We start from the raw sequence: 21,134 nt of genomic DNA on the forward strand, positions 1-21,134 counted from the left end.
TGATGCTGCCGCTGCCACCTCTGCGCTTTGCGTGCGGAGGGCAGTGCTTCAGCCTCTGCGGCCCATGGGCCTTTTCGCCATGCTTTTGATGCCTGCTTGGACTGCCTTGGCTGCAGCCGGCTGGGCATGGCTGCGAGCGCCCCCACCACATTTCTGCAAGCCGCTGCGCCCTGCAGCGCTTGCTGCGAGAGACCTTGATGACTTCCTACTTTTTGGAGGCAGCGCCCAATCTGCGCCTGCCTGCCCCACCGCGCGCCCGTTTGCAGCGACCGCAGATGGCGTTATCCGTACTGATGCTGGCTAGCAGTGCTGCCTGGGCGCAGACGCCAGATGCGGCCGATGCCCCCGTGCTTGCTGTGGCCAGCGCGCCTGAGATCAGCCTGCAGGAGACCGTGGTGACTGCGGTGCATGAGCATTCGCCGCTGCAGGTGGTGGCCGACCCCAAGCAGCCGCGCCAACCGGTGCCGGCCAGTGATGCGGCCGACTACCTCAAAAGCATTCCGGGCTTTTCGGCGATCCGCAGCGGTGGCTCCAACAGCGATCCGGTGTTCCGGGGCCAGTTTGGCTCGCGCCTGCCGATCCTGACCAATGGGCAGACCTTGCTGGGCGCATGCCCGGCGCGCATGGATTCGCCCAGCTCCTATATATCGCCGGAGACCTACGATGTGCTGACGGTGGTCAAGGGCCCGCAGACGGTGATCTGGGGGCCGGGCGCATCGGCAGGGGTGGTGCGCTTTGACCGCGAACGGCCTGCGTTGGACAGCGGCCAGGTGCGCCTGTCTGCCAGCCTGCAAGGCGGCACGGCCGCGCGCAGCGACCAGAACATCGACCTGCTGGCCGGCAATGCCGAGTACTACGTTCGCCTCACGGCCAACCATTCGCAAAGCAAGGACTACCGCGATGGCGATGGCCAGCGCGTGCCCTCGCACTGGGACAAATGGAACACCGATGTGGCGATTGGCTGGACGCCCGATGCCAACACCTGGCTGGAGCTGAGCGCCGGCCAAGGCGATGGCGAGGCGCGCTATGGCGGCCGGGGCATGGATGGCTCCCAGTTCAAGCGCGAAAGCTATGGCCTGCGGCTGGAGAAAAAGAACCTGAGCGAGCGATTGACCAAGCTGGAAGCGCAGCTGTACTACCACCGCGCCGACCATGTGATGGACAACTTCAGCCTGCGGCCCTTTGTGCCGGAGGGAGGCATGTCCATGCCGATGGCGGCCAATGTGCGGCGCACCACCACCGGCATGCGGGTAGCGACCACCTGGCAGCTGGGCCCGCACACCGAAGCGGTGCTGGGCGTGGATGCGATGGGCAGCCCGCATGACAGCCGCTCGGGCACGGAGATGCAGTCCTACCGCTACAAGCCCTGGGCGCGGGATGCCAAGTTCAGCAACCAGGGTCTGTTTGCGCAGGCCACGCAGCACCTGGGCAGCGAGGACAAACTGGTGGCCGGCCTGCGGCTGGACCGGGCACAGGCCTGGCGCTACCCCAGCGGCAGCGGCATGGGCGGCATGGATGGTATGGGCGATATGGGCGGTATGGGGGGCATGCAGGCCATGGCCGGCATGGATGGCCGCATGCCCGCCACGGCCAGCAACCACCGCGAACGCAGCGCCATGCCCAGTGGCTTTCTGCGCTGGGAGCGCGCCCGCGCCGACGGCAGCACGCTCTATGCCGGCATTGGCCATGTGCAGCGCTTTCCGGATTACTGGGAGCTGGTATCGCCCAGCAACAGCGCCGCTGACCAGGGTGATGCCTTCAACCGCCTGCGGCCGGAGAAAACCACGCAGATCGATGTGGGCGCAAGCTGGAAGGGCGCGGACTGGTTGCTCTGGACCTCCGCCTATGTCGGCCAGGTGCAGGACTATCTGCTGTTTGACTATGCCGGCATGGCCGCCAACGTGCGCAATGTGCAGGCGCGCACCGCTGGTGCCGAGCTGGGTGGCAGCTACCAACTGAGCCCCGGCCTGACCGCCCAGGCCACCATGGCCTACAGCTGGGCCCGCAACCGCAGCGATGGCAAGCCCTTGCCACAGGTGCCGCCGCTGGAGGCCAAGCTGGGCCTGGACTACCGGCAAGGCCCCTGGAGCGCTGGCGCGCTGTGGCGCCTGGTTGCCGCGCAGCACCGCTATGCCATGGGCCAGGGCAATGTCGTGGGCCAGGATCTGGGGCCCAGCGCTGGGTTTGGGGTGCTGTCGCTCCATGCGGGCTACAAGATCAACGAGCAGCTGCGCCTGACTGCCGGTATCGACAACGTCTTTGGCAAGACCTATGCCGAGCACCTGAACCTGGCTGGCAATGCGGGCTTTGGCTTCCCAGGTGGGATGCGCATCAACGAGCCGGGGCGTACCTTGTGGCTGCGGGGCGACTTCAAGTTCTGATGCAGGCCTGCGCCGCTGCCTGCTAGGTTCTGGTGGCGGCGCGCGGCTTTGTACCAGTTACAGCGGCACGCGCAAGAAAAGCACAATCACGACGCCCAGCGCCAGGTTCAGCGCAACGAGCTGGCGGATCTGGCCCAGGGCCTTGCCGCCTGCGGGCCAGTCCTTGGCGTTGACGGCCTGGTCCAGCCGTTTGAACAGCGCAAAACGGATATGGCCAAACACGGCCATCATCGCCAGGCCCAGCACGGCCATCACCATCCAGGAGACGGGCATGCTGAATTGGGCACCGGCCTGCGCGGCCATGGAATGGACCAGGCCCATCATCGCGATGCCCGACAGCAGCACGGCGGCGATGATGACCAGCACCACGGCAAAAAAGCGCTGGAGCACATCGCGCATCAGCACCAGGCGCTGGGGCGGCTCCAGCTGTTGCAGGGCGGGGCGCAGAAAGAAATGCGCAAAGGCCATGCCGCCCAGCCAGACGATGATGGACAGCAGGTGCACGGTTTTGAGAATGATGTAGAGCATCGGGGGCGGAATATTGTGGTGTGGGGATGCCCTATGGTACGCGCCAAGCCGCCCCGGCTGGGGTGCGGGCCTGCTTTAAAAAATACCCATGCTGATGCCTGCGGCCATGGCCTCGCCCAGCTCGCGGCAGCGCTGCAGATCGTCTGCGCCAATCTGTTTGGTCGCCGCAATGGCCTCGGGCGTTTGGGCATGGGTGCAAACAATCAGCGGCTCTGCGATGGGCTTGAGCCGCCAGCCGGTGGCGATGCGGGCGATCTGCCTTGCCGCATTGCTGCCATCGCTGCCGGCGCAGACAAGGCTGGCATAGGGGCGGCCCTGGATGCGATCGAGCGCCGGGTAGTAGCTGCGGTCAAAAAAGTCCTTCATCAGCCCGCTCATAGCAGCCAGGTTCTCGGGGCAGACAAACAGGTAGCCACTGGCGGCCAGCAGGTCGGCCGGCCCGGCATCGGGTGCGCAGAGCAGGCGCACCTGCACACCTGCCTGGCTGGTGGCCGCCGCGCGCGCGGCCTCGGCCATCTGGCGGCTGCCGTCCGTGTGGCTGTGGTAGACGATCAGGAGTTGGGGGCTGTCCATGGCCGCAAGCATAGTGGCAAAGGCGGCTGTCATGTGCAGGACGCGGGGCCATGCCAGGGGCTGCGCTGCATGCTAGATTGGCTGATCGCTATTCGAGGCTTGGCCACAAGGCATACGACCATGAACGACCTGTTTGAACGCATCTCCACCAGCTTCCATGCCCAAGGGCTGATGCAGACCCTGGGCGCGAGCCTGCTGTCCGTGCAGCCGGGGGAGGTGCAGATTGCGCTGCCCTACCAAAAGGCGCTGTCGCAGCAGCATGGCTTTTTGCATGCCGGCGCCGTCAGCAGCGTGGTGGACAGCGCGGCGGGCTATGCAGCGCTGACGGTGGCGGCCGAGGGCTATGAGGTGGTCACGGCCGAGTTCAAGATCAACCTGATGCGCCCGGCGATTGGCGAGCGCTTTGTCGCCATCGGCAAGGTGGTGAATGCCGGCAAGCTGCTGACGGTGTGCAGCGGCGAGGTGCTGGCCTACGGCGCAGATGCGGCAGTGCCACCCAAGGTGGTGGCGCTGCTGCAGGCGACGATTGTCAATGTGAAGTACTAATGCCGCCCGCCCGCCAGCAAGGCCCTGGCGGGTTACGGGTGGGGCCTCAGCCTGCGCTCAATCCTGCCACTGGAACAGCGGCGGCTGCTTGCCGACAAAGCGGGCAATGGCCTCCTGGTGGAAGGCGCTTTCACGGCACAGCGTCTGGGCCAGTGCTTCTTGCTGGTAGATCTCGTCACGCTGGGTCTCAAACGCGCGGTTCATCACACGTTTGGTGTAGCCCATGGCCTCGGTCGGTGCGCTGGCAAAGCGCTCGGCAAAGGCCAGCGCGTCGGCCAGCACGTCTTCGCTGCCGATCTTGTAGACCATGCCCATCTGCTGCGCCTCGGGGGCGGCCACGACGCGGGCGGTAAAGGCCAGCTCCTTGGCGGCCTGCAGGCCGACCAGGCGCGGCAGCAGATACATGCCGGCCAGGTCAGGCACAAAGCCGATCTTGGCAAACACGCAGCAGAACTTGGCAGAGGGCGCTGCCAGCACAAAATCACCCGCCAGCGCCAGCGACAGGCCGGCGCCAAAGGCGCTGCCTTGCACGGCGGTGATGACGGGCTTTTCCATGTCCAGCAACTCATCAAACCAGCGGTGCAGACCCAGCATGCGGTTGCGGCTGTCAAACACATCCTGCTTGCCGGCGACAGTGGCCTGCATGCTCTTGATGTCGCCACCGGCGCAGAAATGGCCACCGGCACCCGTCAGCACCACGGCCTTGATGGCGCGGTCATCGCGCACCTGGGGGATCAGGCGGCTGAAGTCTTCGCGCATCTGCTCGTCGAGCGCATTGCGGGCCTGGGGGCGGTTCATCGTCAGCACGGCGGTGGTGCCATGCATGCTCAGGGTCAGGGCGGTCATATCAGTCGGTTTTCAAAATAAAGCGGTAAGGCGGGCCAGCGGCGGGAGCGGGGGTTTTATTCGGCACGGATGCCCAGTTTCTGGGCCACCGGGATCCAGCGTTCGCGCTCCGAGGCCACAAACTGCCCCCATTCTGCGGTGCTGGCTGCCATCGGCTGCGCACCTATGCGACGCAGGCGCTCCTGCGCCTCAGGCTTGGCGAGGGACTGGTGGATGGCGCGGGCCATGCGCGCGACCGCATCGGCCGGCGTACCGCTGCGCGCCACCACGCCAAACCAGGCGCTGGCCTCGGTATCGCCAAAGCCCAGCTCGGCCAGGGTGGGCACCTGGGGCAGCGCTGCGAAACGCTGCTTGTCCAGAATCGCCAGCGGCACAATGCGCCCGCCAATCGCCTGCTGCATGCAGGAGGGCAGCGCGTCGAACATGATGTCCACATTGCCGCCCATCATGCTGGTGATGGCCGGTGCACTGCCAGAGAACGGCACATGGGTGACCTGGAAGCCCATGCGCTCGCTGGCGTATTCGCCCGCCAGATGGGTGATGTTGCCGCTGCCGGCCGAGCCCATGCTGAGCGTCTTGCCCTGGCGCTGTGCCTGCTGGGCCAGCGCGATGAGGGTGCGCAGATCGCTGGCGCCCAGGTCCTTGCGGGTGACCAGCAGCAAAGGCGCCTTGCCCAGGCCCGCGACGGGCACAAAATCCTTGACCGGGTCGTAGCCCATCTTGGCGTAGATGGCGCTGTTGATGACCAGTGGCGCATTGGAGCCGACAAAGAAGGTGAGCCCATCGGCGGGGGCGCGCAATGTCGTCTCGGCCGCAATCATGCCGGCTGCCCCGGCCTTGTTCTCGATGACGATGGGCTGGCCCGTGCTCTGGCCCACATCCTGGGCGACGATGCGCGTGATCTGGTCGGCAGCACCGCCTGCGGGGTAGGGCACGACCCAGCGCAAGGGGGCATCGGCTGCGCGTGCCAGCCAGGGGCTGACCAGGCTGGCGGCTGCGCCCCATTGCACAAGACGGTGGTGGAACTGGCGTCGGGATACGGGCATCAACTGTCTCCTAGGCAGCATCTAGTTATGGGCATGTGGGGCGCTGCCTGCCCCAGCATCCATGCAGGCTAGGGCCGTTTTTGGGCAGCGTCCAATACCAAATTGCACTCAGCTGATATGCAGTCGCATGCGGCCTTTACCCGTATGCTGGCCCGTGATGCGCACAGCGCTGACTGCATCGAGACCTACCGGAACCAGGAGCCCTTTCCATGACTGCATTTTTGAATTACGAACAGCAAGGCCATGTCGTCACCCTGACGATGTGCCAGCCCGAGCGCCGCAACCCGCTGACCGGCAACACGGCGGTGGCCGAGATCCTGGCCGCCTGCGAGAAGATCGCGGCCGACAGCAGCGTGCGTGCGGTCATCCTGACGGGCGAGGGCCCGGCGTTCTCGTCGGGGGGCGATATCAAGACCATGCAGCAGCAGTCCTTTGGCGATGTGGATGGCATGCGCATCCGCGATGACTACCGCAGCGGCATCCAGCGCCTGCCGTTGGCGCTGTTCAATCTGGAGGTGCCGACCATCGCGGCCATCAATGGCGCGGCGGTGGGCGCGGGCCTGGACCTGGCCTGCATGTGCGATCTGCGCGTGGCCTCGGACAAGGCCAAGTTTGCCGAGAGCTTTGTGAAGATGGGCATCATCCCCGGCGACGGCGGTGCCTGGCTGCTGCCCCGGGTGATTGGCATGGCGCGCGCGGCCGAGCTGTCGCTGACCGGCCGCATGATCGATGCCGCCACCGCCTTGCAGTGGGGCCTGGTGTCGCAGGTGGTGCCGCCCGAGGAGCTGCTGAACGCCGCGAACGCCTTGGCCAGCGAAATTGCCGCCAACCCGCCCCAGGTCACCCGCATGACCAAGAGGCTGATGCGCGAAGGCATGCACCAGAGCCTGGCTTCGTTGCTGGAGCTGTCGGCTGCCTACCAGGCGCTGGCGCACCAGACGGCCGACCACCGTGAAGCCGTGAGTGCCTTTTTGGAAAAGCGCACGCCTGAGTTCAAGGGCTAAGTCGCCCTTCGCCCGCTAGCCAAAAGCCTGTTGGATCTGCCGAGCCAGCTGCAGGGCCTGCGCCTCGCTGCTGATATTGGCAAAACCCATCAACAGGCCTTGGCGCGGCGCGGCATCGATATACCAGCGCGACAGCGGATGTGTGGCCAGGCCTAAAACTCGGGCGCGCTGGGCCACCAGGCTGTCGTTGTCGCCGTCCTGGATCTGGCCGAGCAAGTGCAGACCGCCGGGCTGCAAGTCAATGCGCAGGCGATCGCCCAGCACATGCTGAAAACTGCGCTGCGCCACCGCACGGCGCTCGGCATACAGCAGCCGCATCTTCTTGAGGTGGCGCGCAAAGTGGCCCTGGGCCATGAAGTCGGCCACGCTGGCCTGCAGCAGATAGGGGCAGCCGGCATTGAGGTTGGAGCTGACGGCCTGAAAGCGCGGCACCACCTCCAGCGGCACCACGGCGTAGGCCAAGCGCAAGCCGGGAAACATCACCTTGCTGAAGGTGCCGGCATAGATCACGCGGTCCTGCCGGTCCAGGCTTTTGAGGGCGGGCAGGGGCCGGCCCTGGTAGCGGAACTCGCTGTCGTAGTCGTCTTCGATGATCCAGCTGCCGGCCTCACGCGCCCAGTCCAGCAGCGCCATGCGCCGCTCCAGCGACAGGGTCACGCCCAGCGGGCTTTGGTGCGAAGGCGTCACCATCGCAAACCGGGCATAGGGGCTCAGCTGCCGGCCCGCTTCCACCTGCATGCCCTGGGCATCCACCGGCACCGGCACGATCTGCACGGCGGCATTCTGCAAAAAGGGGCGTGCCAGGATATAGCCCGGGTCCTCAAACCAGAACGCATCGCCGGGGCTGGCCAGGCTGCGCAGGCTTAGCTCCAAGGTGTTGCGCAGGCCCGTGGTGATAAACACCTGCTCGGGCACGCAGGTGACGCCACGCGAGACCGCCAAGTAGGCTGCTATGCGCTGGCGCAGCTCCTCATCGCCCTGCGGGTTGGGGTAGGCCAGGCGGTAAGGCTCGCTGCTGCGCAGCCGGTGGGTGACCAGCCGGTTCCAGACCTTGCGCGGAAAAGCATCGATCGCTGGCAGCCCCAGCTGCAGCGGGCGGGGTTGCAAGCCGTCGTGGTCCACGATATCGGCGGCCGGTGGCTGGGCGATGGCTTGTGGCGCAGGGGCCGTAGCGGCTTGGGGCAGGTTCGGGGAGATAACCGTGCCCGCCGCCCCGCGTACCTGGAAATAGCCTTCATCGGCCAGGATGCGGTAGGCCAGATCGACGGTGCCGCGCGACAGGTTGAGCTCGGTCGCCAGCGCCCGTGCCGCAGGCACCCGGTCGCCCGCACGCAGATGGCCTTGTGCAATGGCGGTCTTGAAGCGCTGGCAGATCTGCAGGTACATGGGCAGCTGCAGGCTGCGGTCTACCTGCAGCTGCAGCGCGTTTACGGGGAGGGTGGGGTCGGACATGCAGGCACTCCTACTATCTTGGCCTAGTCATTTTTGCATTTCTTGGCTCTTTTGGCTTGGCCAAGACCATCGCATACTGGCTACCAGCAAGGGAATTCACCGACGCAACCCTGGATGGAGATAGATATGCAAACCCGACTCGACTTCTACACCGCTGACCCCGCCATCATGAAAGCGCTGCTGGGCGTGGAAAACCAGATTGCAAAAGGCAGCCTGGACATTCTGCTCAAGGAGCTGGTACGCCTGCGCGCCTCGCAGATCAATGGCTGTGCCTTTTGCCTGGACATGCATGTGACCGATGCGGTAAAGGCCGGCGAATCCAGCCGCCGCCTGGCGACCGTTGCCGCTTGGCGCGAGACCCCTTTCTTCAGCGACCGTGAGCGCGCTGCGCTGGCGTGGACCGAGGCGCTGACCCTTGTCTCGCACGACCATGTGCCCGATGCTGTCTGGGAAGCCGTGCGCCCCCACTTCAGCGATGCCGAGCTGATGGAACTGACCGCCGTGATCACCTCGATCAACAGCTGGAACCGCTTTGCGATCGCCTTCCGCAAGATGCCCGTTTAAAAAGCGGGCTCCCGGCACGGCGCAAGGCGGCCTATGAAAGTCCTGGTTCTGGGCGGCTGCCAGCCACTGGGTGCGAAGGTGGTGGGCAATCTGCGGCAGCTGGGCTACCCGGTGGTCGCCGATGCAGACCCCAGGCTGCCAGCAGCGCTGCATGGCATTGAAGTGCTGATCGATCTGCGCGAGCCGCCTGTGGTGGATACGGCCGATGCGCTGGAGGATTGGGCGCGCGCATGCCGGCAGCTGAATGCCGCCATCGCTGCTGCCGCTGTGGCGCACCATATTGCGCTGTCTGCCTTGGGTGTGCCACGCTTGCAGAGCAGCAATTACTACCAGGCCCTGGCGCTGCGAGAGCAGCTGATCCAGGCAGGCAGTACGCCTTTTACCGTGTTGCGTGCGGCACCCTTGTACGAAAGCCTGGCGCAGCTGGCACACAACGGCGCAGCCGCTGCCGAGCTAACGATACCCGTGGCGCAGATGCAGCCAATGGCGGCAGAGGATTTGGCGATGCTGGTGGTCGATGCCGCGCTGGCGCGGCCCTTGGCGGGCTGCATGGACGTGGCCGGCCCCCAGAAGATGGCGATGGCCGACTGGGTGCAGCAGTACCTGCGCTTGCAAGGCGATCCTCGCGTGGTGCTGGGCGATGCCGATGTGCCTTACCAGGGTGCGCTGCTGGACGATGACTGCCTGGTTCCGGCGGGGCCCGCACGCCTGGGGCGGACCACGCTCGCCGCCTGGATCTGCAAATCCCGGGCGGTTTGATGCCGCACAAATTGCGGCTCAAGCCAACTTTGCCTAACTATTCAAACGATTGGACAAACCATGACCCGTACCTTGCTCTTGAACTGTGGCCCACATGGCCAGGCCAGCCATGGCTACCAACTGGCGACCGACATGCTGGCTGAGCTGGGACTTGCGCAGCAGCCGCTGCTGGAGCGCGATCTGGTGGCGACCCCCATACCGCCCATCAGCCGTGACTATGCGCTGGCGATCACCTCGAATGCGAGCGCCGATGCGCCCGCGCTGGCCTGGTCGGAAACATTGATTAAAGAGCTGGAAGACAGCGATCTGCTGATGATCCTGACCCCCATGCACAACTTTGCGGTGCCGGCCACGCTCAAGCTCTGGCTAGACCAGGTGATCCGCATCCACCGCAGCTTTGCATCGACGCCCGAAGGCAAGGTCGGCTTGATGAAGGACAGGCCTACCTTGGTGCTGGTGAGCTCCGGCGGCTTCCATGCAGGTCCCCGGGCGCGTCAGGAGGACTTTTTGACGCCTTATCTGCGTTATGCGCTGGCCTCCATCGGCATCCGCAATGTGCATTTTGTGTTGCTGCAAGGCCTGGTGTTTGGGCCCGATGCGGTGGCTGCTGCAGTGGATGGCGCGAGGGATGCCTTGCGCGAGCAGCTGACGCCTTTCAAACAGCTGGCGTTGGAGGCTGCTGCTGCCGCGCGTTGAGCGAACGGCAGACGAGAAAAAGCCGCCGGCAGTGCGGCGGCTGTCATCGCTTAGTGGCCGTAAGCAGCTGGTTGAAGGCTGAGCGCCGAAGGCGCCGGGTTGGCGCATGGTCCAGTAGGGCGATAACGACCAATGCGCTCAGCGCCTACCTTGCCGCAGCATGCCAATCTTGCTGCTCCCCCATGCCATCACCAGCAGCCATGCAACTGCCAGCAGGCTGGTCACAACGCACCAGCCCGGGCTTGGCACCGGCTTACACCGCGTGCAGATGTTCCAGCCGTTCCAGGCGTTCAAGCTCGGCACAGATATCGGCCATGCTGCCCGACATGGCCCAGCGCATGCCCTTTTGGCGGTGCAGGCTGGCCGGTTGGGCCCAGTACATCTTGATGGGGGCATCGTTGGCGGCCTGGGCGCTGCAGCGCTGTACCGACAAGAACGGGCGGTTATGGGACTGGGCGGCTACCGAGAGGCGGCGGCGCGCAGCGGGTTTGCGCGGCAGGCGGATGCGGTCGATGGGGCGCTGTACGGGGGCCTCATCGGCAGGGCTGTCCACCCCTGGCTGAGCGTTGGGGCCATCGAGCAGGCTCAGTTGCTGCACGGCACCGCGCTGTGCTGCAGCACTGGAGGCGGTGGCAAAGCAATGCACCTGGGCGGCAAGCTGGCCGTCATTGGCGGCGCCATGGCCTGGGCGACGGCGGCTGTTGCGCACGATGGCGCGTTGGATGGACTGGAACCAGGGCAGGCCAGCGACGAGGGAAAAGGGCGCAAGTGCGCGCAATGCATCTGCTACGAGCATGGGAGACTCCTTGGTGTACGGCTGACAGCAGGATTGCGCAAGGCGAGCGCACTCCCCAGGGTTGTGGGCCGGGTGCCCACAACGCCCGCTACCTGGGGTTGCGCAGAAAGGGAAGGGCCGAAGTGGCCGAAGGGGCCGCTAGGCCTAGTTCAGCATCGTGTTGCGGATCAGGCCGACAGCGATGCCTTCGATTTCGAAGGGCTCGCCCGGCTGCACGATGATGGGCAGGTAATCCGGGTTTTCGGCCAGCAGCTCAATGCCATCCTTGGTGCGCTGCAGGCGCTTGACGGTGACGTCATCGCCCAGGCGCGCGACGATGATCTGGCCATTGCGGGCCTCGCGGGTGGCTTTGACGGCCAGCAGGTCGCCATCGATGATGCCGATATCGCGCATCGACATACCGCGCACCTTGAGCAGGTAATCAGGCTGCTGCTGGAACAGGCCGCCTTCAACCGTATAGGTTTGGTCGACATGCTCTTGCGCCAGGATGGGCGAGCCAGCAGAGACGCGGCCGATCAGCGGCAGGGCCAGCTGGGCCAGCTCTTGCACCACACGGCCCAGGCCGGCAGTGGCGTTGGACACGCCACCCAGCGGCGACGAAAAACGCGTGCCGCGCGCCGCATTGATGGAGCGCACGGTATCGCTTTGCAGGCGAATCCCACGGGAGGTACCGCTGACCAGCTCGATCACGCCCTTGCGGGCCAGCGCCTTGAGGTGGTCTTCTGCCGAATTGGCCGATTTGAAGCCCAGCTTGCTGGCGATCTCGGCGCGCGTTGGCGGGGCGCCGGTGCGCGAAATGGCGGTCTGGATCAGGTCCAGAATTTCTTGTTGGCGCGCGGTCAGTTTGGGATGGTCTCGCATAAGATCTCCGTGTGATCTGCGGTGCGGGGCAGAAGCCGAGCTACTGTGCATCCCAACACCTGTATATCAATCCAGTACCTGTATTTTTAACCAGTTTTTTGCAGGAGGCAAGCCTTGCAGCCAAAAATTTTGATCATCGGCACCGGCGGCACCATCGCCGGCATGGCCGATGACGCCGAGAAACCCGGCCAATACCGCGCAGCCCAGCTGTCCATTGCGGCCTTGCTGGCGGGTGTGAGCGGCATTGAGACAGCTGCGGCAGGCCCGCTGGACGCCGTACAGATAGCGCAAATTGATAGCAAGGATATGAACGACGAGGTCTGGCATGTGTTGCTCAAGACCTGCGATGCCGCGATGCGCGATGAGACGGTGCGTGCTGTTGTTATCACCCACGGAACCGACACGCTCGAAGAGACCGCCTGGTTCCTGCACTGCGTTTTAGGGCGCCTGGCCAAGCCCGTGGTGCTGACCTGTGCGATGCGCCCGGCCAATGCCTTGATGCCCGATGGCCCGCAAAACCTCAAGGATGCCGTGGCCGCTGCAGCGGCACTGGATGCGGATGGCCAACCGCTGCTGCGTGAGGTGGTCGCCGTGACCGGCGGGGGCGAGCTGCACAGCGCGCGCTGGTTGCAAAAGCTGCACCCGCACCGCTTGCTGGCCTTTTCATCGGGCGAGCAGGGCCCGCTGGGTTGGGTGGATGGCACGACCGTGCGCCTGCGCCATGGCTATGCGCCCCAGGCAGCAGATACTGCGGGCGACTACAGCGGCAGCGCCTGGCTGGCTGCCTTGCCCGCGCCGGCCAGCACGCCATGGCCTTGGGTGGAAATCGTGACCAGCCATGCCGGTGTGCGCCCCGGCATGGTGGAGGCTTTGCAGGCCCAGGGCCTGGATGGCCTGGTGGTGGCAACCACCGGCAATGGCACCGTGCATGAGGTGCTGCTGGATGCCATGGCGCGCGCACGCCAGCAAGGCCTGCCCGTGTGGCGCAGCAGCCGCTGCAGCGATGGCCTGATCAGCGATGCGGTGTTGCCCGGGGTGGCTGACCTGGACAAAGACCTGGCGGTGGCCTTGACGCCCTACAAATGCCGGGTCAGCTTGCAGTTGGCGCTGGTGCAGGCTAAAGCCAAGGTCTGAGTATTGGCATGGGTGACGGCGGTAGTTGCCTATCCGCTTATTAATCAATAGACAGGCATAAAAAAGCCACTGTCGCAAGACAGTGGCTTAGTAGATTAGGCAGGGTTGCTTATCAGGCCTGCAGGGCGGCAATCGCGCGCTGCGTGATCTCTTCGACCGAGCCCATGCCGCTGATGGCGCGATACTTGGGGGCAGCGGCCGGGTCTTGTGCAGCCCAGTTGCTGTAGTAATCGACGAGGGGGCGGGTCTGGTTGCTGTAGACGTCCAGGCGCTTCTTGACGGTTTCTTCCTTGTCGTCTTCGCGCTGCACCAGGGGCTCGCCAGTCACATCGTCCAGGCCTTCGGTCTTGGGCGGGTTGAACTTGACGTGGTAGGTACGGCCCGATGCGGGGTGGCTGCGGCGGCCGCTCATGCGCTCGATGATGGCTTCAAACGGCACATCGATTTCCAGCACGTAGTCGAGCTTGACGCCGGCCGCCTTCATGGCGTCGGCCTGGGGGATCGTGCGGGGGAAACCGTCAAACAGGAAGCCATTGGCGCAGTCGGCCTGGGCAATGCGTTCTTTGACCAGGTTGATGATCAGATCGTCGCTGACCAACTGACCGGCATCCATCACGGCCTTCGCTTGCAGGCCCAGCGGCGTGCCAGCCTTGACCGCTGCGCGCAGCATGTCGCCGGTGGAAATCTGGGGAATACCGTATTTTTGGCAGATGAAGGCAGCTTGCGTACCTTTGCCGGCGCCGGGTGCTCCCAAAAGAATTAATTTCATGGCGGTCCTTGGAGAATAAAAAACTTGCACGGCAAAAGCGGGCATCAAAGCCCGCTTTTACACAAAAAACTGGGCTTGAGCATATCACGCATCGGGGGAGAGCCAGCCGACTGCAAGGCAATGCGCTGTCTCGGGGGCGCAATCTGGCATCCTGCGCCTTTTAGCTTACGGAGCGCTTGCAGTGGATCCAGTGGGAAGAGGGCCATCTGCGCCCGCCTACATGGTTGCGCCGAGCAGCTGTCGCACACGCACCAGGTCCTCGGGGGTGTCAACCCCGGAGCCCGGTATTTGCCGCGTCACATGCACAGCAATGCGGTAGCCATGCCAGATCGCGCGCAGTTGCTCGAGCATCTCGATCTGCTCGGTAGGCGCCTGGCTGAGCGTGGGGAAGGTATGCAAAAACTGGGCGCGGTAGCTGTAGATGCCCATATGGTGCAACGGCGCAAAACCGGGCGTGCCGGTGGTGCCGGGGTTCTTCCACCAGGCCATATTGACAAAATCACGGCCCCACGGGATAGGCGCGCGGCTGAAATAGCTGGCTAGGCCCTGGGCATCGAGCACCACCTTGACCACGTTGGGGCTGAGCAGCGATTCCAGATCGGCCATCGGATGGGCGACGGTGCCCATGCTGGCCTCGGGCCGCTCGCTGAGCAGCGCGGCGACCGCATCGATCAGCGCTGGCGCGATCAAGGGCTCGTCCCCTTGCACATTGACCACGATGTCATCGCCACCCAGTTGCAGCAGGCTGCAGGCCTCGGCCAGGCGGTCGCTGCCGCTGGGGTGGCTGGGCGAGGTCATCACCGCTTGCACGCCATGCTTTTTGCAGGCATCGATGATGCGCTCGTCATCGGCAGCCACCACCACGCGCTGGGCAGCGCTTTCTTGTGCGCGCTTGGCCACGCGCACCACCATGGGCAGGCCGGCAATATCGACCAGCGGCTTATTGGGCAGGCGCGAGGAGGCCATGCGCGAAGGAATCAGGACGGTGAACGGCGCGGGTGCGGATGCCATGGTGGGAAAGGTGAAGAGAGTGGAGCCGGCTGGAATTGTAGCGAGCCAGCGCGGTGGGCCGGGCGCAAGCGATCCAGGCGGGTAGCGACTGTGTTGGTGGCGGTGCCGGGGCTCAGGGCGCAGGTTTGACGGGGGTGTTGGACTCGCTGCTGCCAAACAGAATGGCCTCGATGGGGCGCAGTTTCTTGGCGTCGATCACCTCGCGCAGCTTAGGCAGGATGGCGACCAGGCCGTCATAGCCCTGGGCTTTTTCCAGCTGCAATTGCAGGCGGAAGCCCTTGAGGCCCAGGCCGCTGACCAGCTGGCTGGCTGCGGCATAGGCCTTGATATAGCGTTCGCTGTGGTTGCTGATGGCAGCGGCTGCGGGGGCGTTGCTGGCGGTGGCTGGCGCGGCAACCGGTGCAACTGCGGCGGCTGGCGGTGGCATGGGCGCTGGCACGGCCAGGCTGTCGATGATGTCGCTGGCGTTGGAGGGCGGCTGGCCCGCATCGCTGGGACGCAAAAGCTCGAGCAGGCCTTGCTGCAGCAGCTGCTTGATGTCTTCCAGCACCTGCAATTGTCCGCCCGCCGAGGGCGCCAGGGCCATCACCTGTTCAATGCTTTTTTGGCCATCAAACATGATGAAGGCCGGGCGCATGCGATGGGGGAGGGAAGGATCCCGGGCGCGCAGCGCCTCCATGCCTTTGTCGGTTTTTTTGAGGATCAAGCTTTGCATGGCAACTCGCTGAAATAGATGGATGCAATCCAACAGGCCAGCCCTGGGCAACATGTCTTCCGAACATGCGATGCAGGACAAATGCCTAAAAATTCAGCAAATTGTGTCTGTTTTTTACAAAGCTGCTATTGGGGTTTGCCTGTGCGGCCCGCCATGCGGCCCCTTTTTGGGGCGCAACTTCATCCATCTTTAATCTGCCGCAGCCAAGGCTTCGATTTCTTCGTCGCTGAGCGGGCGTGCTTCGCCTTCGAGCATGATGGGCATGCCATCGCGCACCGGATAGGCCAGGCGCGCGCTGCGCGAGACCAGCTCCTGGCGCTCGCGGTCATAGCGCAGGGGGCCTTTGGTGACGGGGCAAACCAGCAGTTCGAGCAGTTTCGGGTCCATAGCGGCAATCAGTCTTTCTTAACAGGGGGCGATGCGGGCTGGCGCTGGCGCAGCAGTGCGTCGGCATGCTGGCCAAAGGCGGGGTCGATGGCGACCTCCAAGGGCACAGCCAGTGCATGCGGGGCAATGCGCCAGAGCTTGTGCGCATCCTTTTCGGTGCACAGCAGCACGGGGGCATCCGGTGCGTCTATTGTAGGTGCGCCGGTCGCTGCAATCCCCAGCCTGGCCAGCCAGGCCGGGTCGTCCAGCGGTGCATGGTCGGGCAGCGCATCGCTGCGGGCCAGCTGCAGGCCCTGGGCTTGCAGCATCGCAAAAAACTCTTGGGGGTAGGCAATGGCGGCCAGCGCATGCACCGGCCGGCCACGCAAATCGGCCAGATCAAGGCGGCGGCCATCCTGACCAACGGCATAGCGGGCCAGGCTGCGCTGCAGCGGCCAGGCGGCAGCGCCGCTGGCTGCCAACTGCTGGGGCGGTGGGCCGGCGTAGAGCACGATATCCAGCGGCCTGGGCCAGGGCTCGCGCAGCGGCCCGGCTGGCAACTGCCAGCCATTGCCAATGCCTTGGGCGTTGAAGACGGCAATCTCCACATCGCGGGCCAGCGCCAGGTGCTGCAGGCCATCATCGCAGACCAGCACATCCACATCGGGGTGGGCCTGCAAGGCGGCCTGGGCGGCGGTGGCGCGCAGCGCAGCCACATACACCGGCACGCCACTGCGCTGGGCGATCAGCAAGGGCTCGTCGCCCACCAGGCGCGGATCGCTGCCGGGGCTGACGGCGATAGCCTTGGGATCTTTGCTGTTGTCGCGCCCATAGCCGCGCGAGATGACAGCGGGCCGCCAGCCCTGGGCTTGCAAGGCCTGCACCAAGTGCAAAGTGACGGGCGTTTTGCCGGCGCCGCCAGCAATCACATTGCCGACCACCACCACCGGCACTGGCGCGCGGTAGGCTTTGCAAAGGCCGGTGCGGTAAAGGGCGCGGCGCAGCCCGCCCAGTGCCGCATAGCACCAGGACAGCGGCAGCAGCGCCACGGCCAGTGGGCCTTTGCGCTGCCAGGCATCGGTAATGCCTGCCGAGCGGGGGCGCGTGGCAGCAGCAGAGGGCGCGGGATGGGGAGGGGGCGGGACGGTCATGCAGGCTGCATGCTAGCACTGCCCAGGCGCGGGGCCTGGGCTTTACTGTGCGGCCGTCTGGGTGGCGAAGGTGATCTGCTGCAGGCCCACGCGGCGGGCTGCTTCCATCACCGAGACCACCGACTGGTGCGGTGCCAGCGCATCGGCGCTGATGATGATCACGCTGTCCTTGCCGGCAGTGGCGGCATTGCGCAGCGCTTCGGCCATGTCGGCCACGGTCTTGCCTTCCAGCGCGACCTTGCCCACGGCATAGCGGCCATCGGCAGCCACGGAGACGATGATTTCCTTGGGCCGGTCGCGCAGCTGCTCGGCATTGGCGGTTGGCAAGGTCAGCTGCAGCTCGGTGAATTTGCTGTAGGTGGTCGAGAGCATCAGGAAGATGATCACGACCAGCAGCACATCAATGAACGGGATCAGGTTGATCTCGGGATCCGTTGTGTTGCGGGGGCGAAAGTTCATGCTGGCTCCTGCCCGGCGATCAGCTGCGGCGCAGCTTGTTCAGGTGGCGCAGGAACTGCTCGGCCGACAGCTCCAGGGTGAGCAGATAGCCATCGACCCGGCTGCGGAAGTAGCGCCAGAAGATCAGCGCAGGGATGGCCACCATCAGGCCGAAGGCGGTGTTGTACAGCGCGATCGAGATGCCATGGGCCAGCATGCTGGGATTGTTGCCGCCACCGCTTTGCGAGCCAAAGATCTCGATCATGCCGATCACCGTGCCCAGCAGGCCCAGCAGAGGGGCAGCGGATGCGATGGTGGCCAGCGCGGTGAGGTATTTCTCGAGCTTTTGCGCTTCGCGGCGGCCGGTGCTCTCCAAGGTGGCGCGCAGATCGGCTTCAGAGATACGGGGCTCCAGGGTGATGGTGCGCAGGCCGCTGGCCAGCACTTCACCCAGCGACGAGTTCTGGCCGAGCTGGTTCACGACTTCGGCGCTGGGTACGCCATTGGCGGAGACGGAAATGGCTTCCTGGAGCAGGTTGGCCGGGGCGACTTTGGCAGTCTTCAGGGCCACAAAGCGTTCAACGATCAATGCCAGGGCCAGGATGGAGCAGGCAATCAAGGGCCAGATGGGCCAGCCTGCTGCTTGGATGATGGAAAACAAGATTCTCTCTCCGCTCTTTCTTTTTTCAGCGGCCATTATGGCCCAAGGCCACTGCCGATCCGCCTAAAATCAGGCCAGGCGCTGCGTCCAGCCCACAGTCCCCGGATGCCGGAATGGCCGAGTCATCCACAAAAAATGTGGATAACTTTGTGGGTAATGTGTCATCAGCCGGAAAAATTGCCCAATTTACGGGGTTTTTCTTAGATTGCTTAAAAAATAAGCTGATAAAAATATTGAAAAATCAAAAGCTTGTACGTAGGTTCAATATTTTGTGCTACAGAGTATGACGTATGCATGACGCTGTCACAGAGCCGCTTTCTTGTGGACTACTGGCCGTTTGGGGTGTGGGAAAAGGCGATTTTTGAGCGGCTGCACGGCGTCTATGTCGTTGTTGTGACGGGAGAAAATACCCCTGCGAGTGGTTGCTTTGGCAGCTAATTGGCAGCCCGTTGGATAGCGGATTGGCAGCATCTGGCGGCTGATGGCCAGCCCGCTGTGTCGCTGGCGCAAGTGCCAGCCGCTACCATGTCTGCTGGATGCCGCACTGCGGCGCAACCAACACCCACCTCTCCTGATTTCTGCCGCGCCGAGCTTGCCGCTCAGCCGGCCATTTTTATGGACACCACACACTACCCGCCCAGCACCGCTGCCAACGCCGCCCCCAGCCCCCGCATCTGGGAGGTGGGCGCGCTGTGCCGGGCAGTAGCCGATGCGCTGGCGGCGCGCTTCAACCCGGTGGAGGTGCGCGGGGAGCTCAGCGGTTTCTCGCGGGCGGCCAGCGGGCACTGCTACTTCAACCTCAAGGATGCCAATGGCCAGGTGCGTTGCGCGATGTTCCGCCGCTCCGCGCAGGCGCTGGACTTCAATCCCCGCGATGGCGAGCTGGTCGAGGTGGTGGGCAAGCTGGGGGTCTATGAGCAGCGCGGCGATCTGCAGCTGATTGTGGAAGGCATGCGCCGGGCCGGGCAGGGGGCTTTGTTCGAGCAGTTCCTGCGCCTCAAGGCACAGCTGGAATCCGAGGGCCTGTTTGACAGCGAGCGCAAGCGGCAGCTGCCTTTGATGCCGCGTGGTATCGGCATCGTCACCTCGCTGGGCGCGGCGGCGCTGCATGATGTGGTGACCGCTTTGCGCCGCCGCGTGCCGCAGCTGCCGGTGGTGCTGGTTCCTGCTTTGGTGCAGGGCGCGCAGGCCGCGCCGTCGATGGTGGCGGCGCTGCAAAAGCTCTACCGCCTGGCGGAAGCCCAGATCGCCTATGACGCCCGCCTGAGCATTGACGCGCCGGCGGTCGCCATCGACACCATCTTGCTGGTGCGCGGAGGTGGTTCCCTGGAGGACCTGTGGGCCTTCAACGATGAACAGCTGGCCCGCACCGTGGTGCAAAGCCCGGTGCCGCTGGTAAGCGGCGTGGGGCATGAGACCGACTTCACGATTGCTGATTTCTGCGCTGATCTGCGCGCGCCCACGCCGACTGCTGCCGCCGAGCTGGTCTGCCAGCCGCGCGATGTCTGGCTGGGTGCGCTGCAACTTGCGGAGCAGCGCCTGGTCGATGGCGTCGAGCGCCACCTGGACCGCCAGCAGCAGCGCCTGGACATGGCAGCACGCCAGATTGGCAGGCCATCCGCCTTGGTGCACGGCCAGCAGCAGATGCTGGACCGGCTTGGCCGCCGCCTGCAAAGCGCTGCGCAAAGCCAGTTGCATGGGCAGGACAAGCGGGTGCAGCAGCTGGCCAGCGTGTTCCCGACGGTGGCCGGGCGCCATCTGGAGCGCAGCGAGCAGCGCCTGGCGCAGCTGCATGCGCGGCTGGAGCTGCTCAACCCGCGCCAGGTGCTGTCACGGGGCTATGCCTTGCTGACCGACATGCAAGGCCAGGTGGTGAGCTCGGTAACGCAGGCGACACCGGGCAAGGCCATGCATGCCGAGCTGGCCGATGGCAGTGTCGATGTGGTGGCGACCCAGCGCTTGCTGGTCTAAGCCGCTGCGGCATGCCGGCGGGTAGGAAATCGATTGGCGGTGCATTCTGACGCCGTGCCGTCTGGCTCGCATGCTATCGTCGTCATAGTAAATTGGCTGAACCCGTATTCATAAACGGGTCGATTTTCCTTTTTACAATCGACCACTGAGGCTGCAGGCTGGCCGGTGTTTCGCAATACCGCCTCGCCCGGCTTTGAAACCATACCAACCACGAGGAAACCACGATGGAACGCACTCTGCCACCACTGCCCTATGCGATTGATGCGCTGGCCCCTGCTTACAGCCAGGAAACGCTGGAATACCACCACGGCAAGCACCACAAGGCCTACGTGGACAAGCTCAATGAGCTGCAAAAGGGCACCGAGTTCGAGAACCTGGAACTGGAAGCCGTGATCAAGAAGGCCTCCGGTGGTATCTACAACCAGGCCGCGCAAATCTGGAACCACACCTTCTTCTGGAACTGCATGACCCCCGGCGGCGGCGCTGAGCCAAGCGGCGCGCTGGCCGATGCCATCAACAAGAAGTGGGGCAGCTACGCCGAGTTCAAGAAGGCCTTCCAGGCGTCGGCCGTTGGCAACTTCGGTTCCGGCTGGACCTGGCTGGTCAAGAAGCCTGATGGCTCGGTGGACATCGTCAACACCGGTGCCGCTGGCACCCCGCTGACCACCGACGACAAGGCACTGCTGACCGTCGACGTCTGGGAACACGCTTACTACATCGACTACCGCAATGCCCGTCCCAAGTTTGTCGAAACCTTCTTCGACAAGCTGGTGAACTGGAAGTTTGCCGAAAGCAATTTCGCCTGATCGTCGCTGCCCGGCCTGTTGCCGGGCATAGGCGATCAGACAAAGGCCGGACGGTGCGCT

General features: G+C 64.6%; 24 protein-coding genes. 10 read left to right on the forward strand and 14 right to left on the reverse strand.

Going from position 1 to position 21,134, the window contains the following annotated elements; all coding sequences use genetic code 11:
* Positions 1-197 precede the first annotated feature (197 nt).
* Positions 198-2,381 carry a TonB-dependent copper receptor gene (locus LPW39_RS16730; RefSeq protein WP_230777815.1) on the forward strand — a complete coding sequence of 728 codons (2,184 nt, stop codon included), beginning with the start codon at positions 198-200 and terminating at the stop codon, positions 2,379-2,381.
* Between the two features lie 57 nt (positions 2,382-2,438).
* Here the strand turns inward: LPW39_RS16730 and LPW39_RS16735 are convergent, their stop codons facing one another.
* Positions 2,439-2,909, reverse strand: a complete 471-nt coding sequence (locus LPW39_RS16735) for a CopD family protein (RefSeq protein WP_230777817.1) — start codon at positions 2,907-2,909, stop codon at positions 2,439-2,441.
* Positions 2,910-2,984: 75 nt separating this feature from the next.
* Positions 2,985-3,482: a flavodoxin family protein gene (locus LPW39_RS16740; protein WP_230777819.1), complete on the reverse strand. Its 498-nt coding sequence runs from the start codon at positions 3,480-3,482 to the stop codon at positions 2,985-2,987.
* Positions 3,483-3,602: 120 nt separating this feature from the next.
* On the opposite strand from LPW39_RS16740, the gene LPW39_RS16745 reads away from it, so the two are divergent.
* Positions 3,603-4,028: a PaaI family thioesterase gene (locus tag LPW39_RS16745; protein WP_230777821.1), complete on the forward strand. Its 426-nt coding sequence runs from the start codon at positions 3,603-3,605 to the stop codon at positions 4,026-4,028.
* A 57-nt stretch (positions 4,029-4,085) separates the two neighbouring features.
* On the opposite strand, the gene LPW39_RS16750 is transcribed toward LPW39_RS16745, so the two are convergent.
* Both LPW39_RS16750 and LPW39_RS16755 read right to left on the reverse strand, forming a co-directional pair.
* Complete coding sequence (locus LPW39_RS16750) at positions 4,086-4,874, reverse strand: enoyl-CoA hydratase/isomerase family protein (protein WP_230777823.1); 789 nt, start codon at positions 4,872-4,874, stop codon at positions 4,086-4,088.
* A 56-nt stretch (positions 4,875-4,930) separates the two neighbouring features.
* Complete coding sequence (locus LPW39_RS16755; protein ID WP_230777826.1) at positions 4,931-5,920, reverse strand: Bug family tripartite tricarboxylate transporter substrate binding protein; 990 nt, start codon at positions 5,918-5,920, stop codon at positions 4,931-4,933.
* 209 nt (positions 5,921-6,129) lie between these two features.
* On the opposite strand from LPW39_RS16755, the gene LPW39_RS16760 reads away from it, so the two are divergent.
* On the forward strand, positions 6,130-6,924 hold the full coding sequence (locus tag LPW39_RS16760; RefSeq protein ID WP_230777829.1) for a crotonase/enoyl-CoA hydratase family protein: 795 nt from the start codon (positions 6,130-6,132) through the stop codon (positions 6,922-6,924).
* Between the two features lie 15 nt (positions 6,925-6,939).
* On the opposite strand, the gene pdxR is transcribed toward LPW39_RS16760, so the two are convergent.
* Positions 6,940-8,376 (reverse strand): MocR-like pyridoxine biosynthesis transcription factor PdxR, encoded by a 1,437-nt coding sequence (pdxR, locus tag LPW39_RS16765; RefSeq protein ID WP_230777831.1) that lies wholly within the window; start codon positions 8,374-8,376, stop codon positions 6,940-6,942.
* Positions 8,377-8,502: 126 nt separating this feature from the next.
* Here pdxR and LPW39_RS16770 point away from each other — a divergent pair, with 126 nt between their 5' ends.
* From LPW39_RS16770 to LPW39_RS16780, 3 genes are read left to right on the forward strand one after another with little or no spacing between them, the layout of a single operon-like run.
* Positions 8,503-8,940, forward strand: coding sequence for a carboxymuconolactone decarboxylase family protein (locus LPW39_RS16770; RefSeq protein ID WP_230777833.1), 438 nt, complete (start codon positions 8,503-8,505; stop codon positions 8,938-8,940).
* A 33-nt stretch (positions 8,941-8,973) separates the two neighbouring features.
* Positions 8,974-9,699, forward strand: a complete 726-nt coding sequence (locus LPW39_RS16775) for a Rossmann-fold NAD(P)-binding domain-containing protein (protein ID WP_230777835.1) — start codon at positions 8,974-8,976, stop codon at positions 9,697-9,699.
* A 60-nt stretch (positions 9,700-9,759) separates the two neighbouring features.
* Positions 9,760-10,395 carry an FMN-dependent NADH-azoreductase gene (locus LPW39_RS16780; RefSeq protein WP_230777837.1) on the forward strand — a complete coding sequence of 212 codons (636 nt, stop codon included), beginning with the start codon at positions 9,760-9,762 and terminating at the stop codon, positions 10,393-10,395.
* A 253-nt stretch (positions 10,396-10,648) separates the two neighbouring features.
* Here the strand turns inward: LPW39_RS16780 and LPW39_RS16785 are convergent, their stop codons facing one another.
* Both LPW39_RS16785 and lexA read right to left on the reverse strand, forming a co-directional pair.
* Positions 10,649-11,191, reverse strand: coding sequence for a hypothetical protein (locus tag LPW39_RS16785; protein WP_230777839.1), 543 nt, complete (start codon positions 11,189-11,191; stop codon positions 10,649-10,651).
* A gap of 144 nt (positions 11,192-11,335) precedes the next feature.
* Positions 11,336-12,052 carry a transcriptional repressor LexA gene (lexA, locus tag LPW39_RS16790; RefSeq protein WP_230777841.1) on the reverse strand — a complete coding sequence of 239 codons (717 nt, stop codon included), beginning with the start codon at positions 12,050-12,052 and terminating at the stop codon, positions 11,336-11,338.
* A gap of 114 nt (positions 12,053-12,166) precedes the next feature.
* Here lexA and LPW39_RS16795 point away from each other — a divergent pair, with 114 nt between their 5' ends.
* Positions 12,167-13,186 carry an asparaginase gene (locus tag LPW39_RS16795; protein ID WP_230777844.1) on the forward strand — a complete coding sequence of 340 codons (1,020 nt, stop codon included), beginning with the start codon at positions 12,167-12,169 and terminating at the stop codon, positions 13,184-13,186.
* Between the two features lie 112 nt (positions 13,187-13,298).
* Here the strand turns inward: LPW39_RS16795 and adk are convergent, their stop codons facing one another.
* From adk to LPW39_RS16830, 7 genes are all read right to left on the reverse strand, one after another.
* Positions 13,299-13,955: an adenylate kinase gene (adk, locus tag LPW39_RS16800; protein ID WP_230777847.1), complete on the reverse strand. Its 657-nt coding sequence runs from the start codon at positions 13,953-13,955 to the stop codon at positions 13,299-13,301.
* 216 nt (positions 13,956-14,171) lie between these two features.
* Positions 14,172-14,966, reverse strand: coding sequence for a 3-deoxy-manno-octulosonate cytidylyltransferase (kdsB, locus tag LPW39_RS16805; RefSeq protein ID WP_230777849.1), 795 nt, complete (start codon positions 14,964-14,966; stop codon positions 14,172-14,174).
* Between the two features lie 112 nt (positions 14,967-15,078).
* The gene (locus LPW39_RS16810) at positions 15,079-15,681 is read right to left on the reverse strand and encodes a hypothetical protein (RefSeq protein ID WP_230777852.1); all 603 of its coding nucleotides are present in this window, start codon (positions 15,679-15,681) and stop codon (positions 15,079-15,081) included.
* A 189-nt stretch (positions 15,682-15,870) separates the two neighbouring features.
* The gene (locus LPW39_RS16815; RefSeq protein WP_133858927.1) at positions 15,871-16,068 is read right to left on the reverse strand and encodes a Trm112 family protein; all 198 of its coding nucleotides are present in this window, start codon (positions 16,066-16,068) and stop codon (positions 15,871-15,873) included.
* A gap of 8 nt (positions 16,069-16,076) precedes the next feature.
* Entirely contained in the window at positions 16,077-17,198 is a 1,122-nt protein-coding gene (gene lpxK / locus LPW39_RS16820; protein WP_230777854.1) for a tetraacyldisaccharide 4'-kinase, read from the reverse strand.
* Positions 17,199-17,240: 42 nt separating this feature from the next.
* Positions 17,241-17,657 carry an ExbD/TolR family protein gene (locus tag LPW39_RS16825; RefSeq protein WP_230777856.1) on the reverse strand — a complete coding sequence of 139 codons (417 nt, stop codon included), beginning with the start codon at positions 17,655-17,657 and terminating at the stop codon, positions 17,241-17,243.
* A gap of 19 nt (positions 17,658-17,676) precedes the next feature.
* Positions 17,677-18,297 carry a MotA/TolQ/ExbB proton channel family protein gene (locus tag LPW39_RS16830; protein WP_230777858.1) on the reverse strand — a complete coding sequence of 207 codons (621 nt, stop codon included), beginning with the start codon at positions 18,295-18,297 and terminating at the stop codon, positions 17,677-17,679.
* A 294-nt stretch (positions 18,298-18,591) separates the two neighbouring features.
* On the opposite strand from LPW39_RS16830, the gene LPW39_RS16835 reads away from it, so the two are divergent.
* The 3 genes from LPW39_RS16835 to LPW39_RS16845 all read left to right on the forward strand — a co-directional run bounded on the left by LPW39_RS16835 (position 18,592) and on the right by LPW39_RS16845 (position 21,074).
* Positions 18,592-18,735: a hypothetical protein gene (locus LPW39_RS16835; RefSeq protein WP_230777860.1), complete on the forward strand. Its 144-nt coding sequence runs from the start codon at positions 18,592-18,594 to the stop codon at positions 18,733-18,735.
* Between the two features lie 177 nt (positions 18,736-18,912).
* Positions 18,913-20,268 (forward strand): exodeoxyribonuclease VII large subunit, encoded by a 1,356-nt coding sequence (xseA, locus tag LPW39_RS16840; RefSeq protein WP_230777862.1) that lies wholly within the window; start codon positions 18,913-18,915, stop codon positions 20,266-20,268.
* A gap of 224 nt (positions 20,269-20,492) precedes the next feature.
* Positions 20,493-21,074, forward strand: a complete 582-nt coding sequence (locus LPW39_RS16845; protein ID WP_230777864.1) for a superoxide dismutase — start codon at positions 20,493-20,495, stop codon at positions 21,072-21,074.
* The last annotated feature ends 60 nt before the right edge of the window (positions 21,075-21,134 follow it).

Origin of the sequence: Comamonas koreensis (assembly GCF_021026195.1) — a bacterium.
GTDB lineage: Bacteria > Pseudomonadota > Gammaproteobacteria > Burkholderiales > Burkholderiaceae_C > Comamonas > Comamonas koreensis.

What these genes read in the sequence shown, in the direction of transcription:
- LPW39_RS16730 (WP_230777815.1), top strand. Translation starts at nt 198, where the DNA reads ATGACTTCCTACTTTTTGGAGGCAGCGCCCAATCTGCGCCTGCCTGCC.
- LPW39_RS16735 (WP_230777817.1), bottom strand. Translation starts at nt 2,909, where the DNA reads ATGCTCTACATCATTCTCAAAACCGTGCACCTGCTGTCCATCATCGTC.
- LPW39_RS16740 (WP_230777819.1), bottom strand. Translation starts at nt 3,482, where the DNA reads ATGGACAGCCCCCAACTCCTGATCGTCTACCACAGCCACACGGACGGC.
- LPW39_RS16745 (WP_230777821.1), top strand. Translation starts at nt 3,603, where the DNA reads ATGAACGACCTGTTTGAACGCATCTCCACCAGCTTCCATGCCCAAGGG.
- LPW39_RS16750 (WP_230777823.1), bottom strand. Translation starts at nt 4,874, where the DNA reads ATGACCGCCCTGACCCTGAGCATGCATGGCACCACCGCCGTGCTGACG.
- LPW39_RS16755 (WP_230777826.1), bottom strand. Translation starts at nt 5,920, where the DNA reads ATGCCCGTATCCCGACGCCAGTTCCACCACCGTCTTGTGCAATGGGGC.
- LPW39_RS16760 (WP_230777829.1), top strand. Translation starts at nt 6,130, where the DNA reads ATGACTGCATTTTTGAATTACGAACAGCAAGGCCATGTCGTCACCCTG.
- pdxR (WP_230777831.1), bottom strand. Translation starts at nt 8,376, where the DNA reads ATGTCCGACCCCACCCTCCCCGTAAACGCGCTGCAGCTGCAGGTAGAC.
- LPW39_RS16770 (WP_230777833.1), top strand. Translation starts at nt 8,503, where the DNA reads ATGCAAACCCGACTCGACTTCTACACCGCTGACCCCGCCATCATGAAA.
- LPW39_RS16775 (WP_230777835.1), top strand. Translation starts at nt 8,974, where the DNA reads ATGAAAGTCCTGGTTCTGGGCGGCTGCCAGCCACTGGGTGCGAAGGTG.
- LPW39_RS16780 (WP_230777837.1), top strand. Translation starts at nt 9,760, where the DNA reads ATGACCCGTACCTTGCTCTTGAACTGTGGCCCACATGGCCAGGCCAGC.
- LPW39_RS16785 (WP_230777839.1), bottom strand. Translation starts at nt 11,191, where the DNA reads ATGCTCGTAGCAGATGCATTGCGCGCACTTGCGCCCTTTTCCCTCGTC.
- lexA (WP_230777841.1), bottom strand. Translation starts at nt 12,052, where the DNA reads ATGCGAGACCATCCCAAACTGACCGCGCGCCAACAAGAAATTCTGGAC.
- adk (WP_230777847.1), bottom strand. Translation starts at nt 13,955, where the DNA reads ATGAAATTAATTCTTTTGGGAGCACCCGGCGCCGGCAAAGGTACGCAA.
- kdsB (WP_230777849.1), bottom strand. Translation starts at nt 14,966, where the DNA reads ATGGCATCCGCACCCGCGCCGTTCACCGTCCTGATTCCTTCGCGCATG.
- LPW39_RS16810 (WP_230777852.1), bottom strand. Translation starts at nt 15,681, where the DNA reads ATGCAAAGCTTGATCCTCAAAAAAACCGACAAAGGCATGGAGGCGCTG.
- LPW39_RS16815 (WP_133858927.1), bottom strand. Translation starts at nt 16,068, where the DNA reads ATGGACCCGAAACTGCTCGAACTGCTGGTTTGCCCCGTCACCAAAGGC.
- lpxK (WP_230777854.1), bottom strand. Translation starts at nt 17,198, where the DNA reads ATGACCGTCCCGCCCCCTCCCCATCCCGCGCCCTCTGCTGCTGCCACG.
- LPW39_RS16825 (WP_230777856.1), bottom strand. Translation starts at nt 17,657, where the DNA reads ATGAACTTTCGCCCCCGCAACACAACGGATCCCGAGATCAACCTGATC.
- LPW39_RS16835 (WP_230777860.1), top strand. Translation starts at nt 18,592, where the DNA reads ATGACGCTGTCACAGAGCCGCTTTCTTGTGGACTACTGGCCGTTTGGG.
- xseA (WP_230777862.1), top strand. Translation starts at nt 18,913, where the DNA reads ATGGACACCACACACTACCCGCCCAGCACCGCTGCCAACGCCGCCCCC.
- LPW39_RS16845 (WP_230777864.1), top strand. Translation starts at nt 20,493, where the DNA reads ATGGAACGCACTCTGCCACCACTGCCCTATGCGATTGATGCGCTGGCC.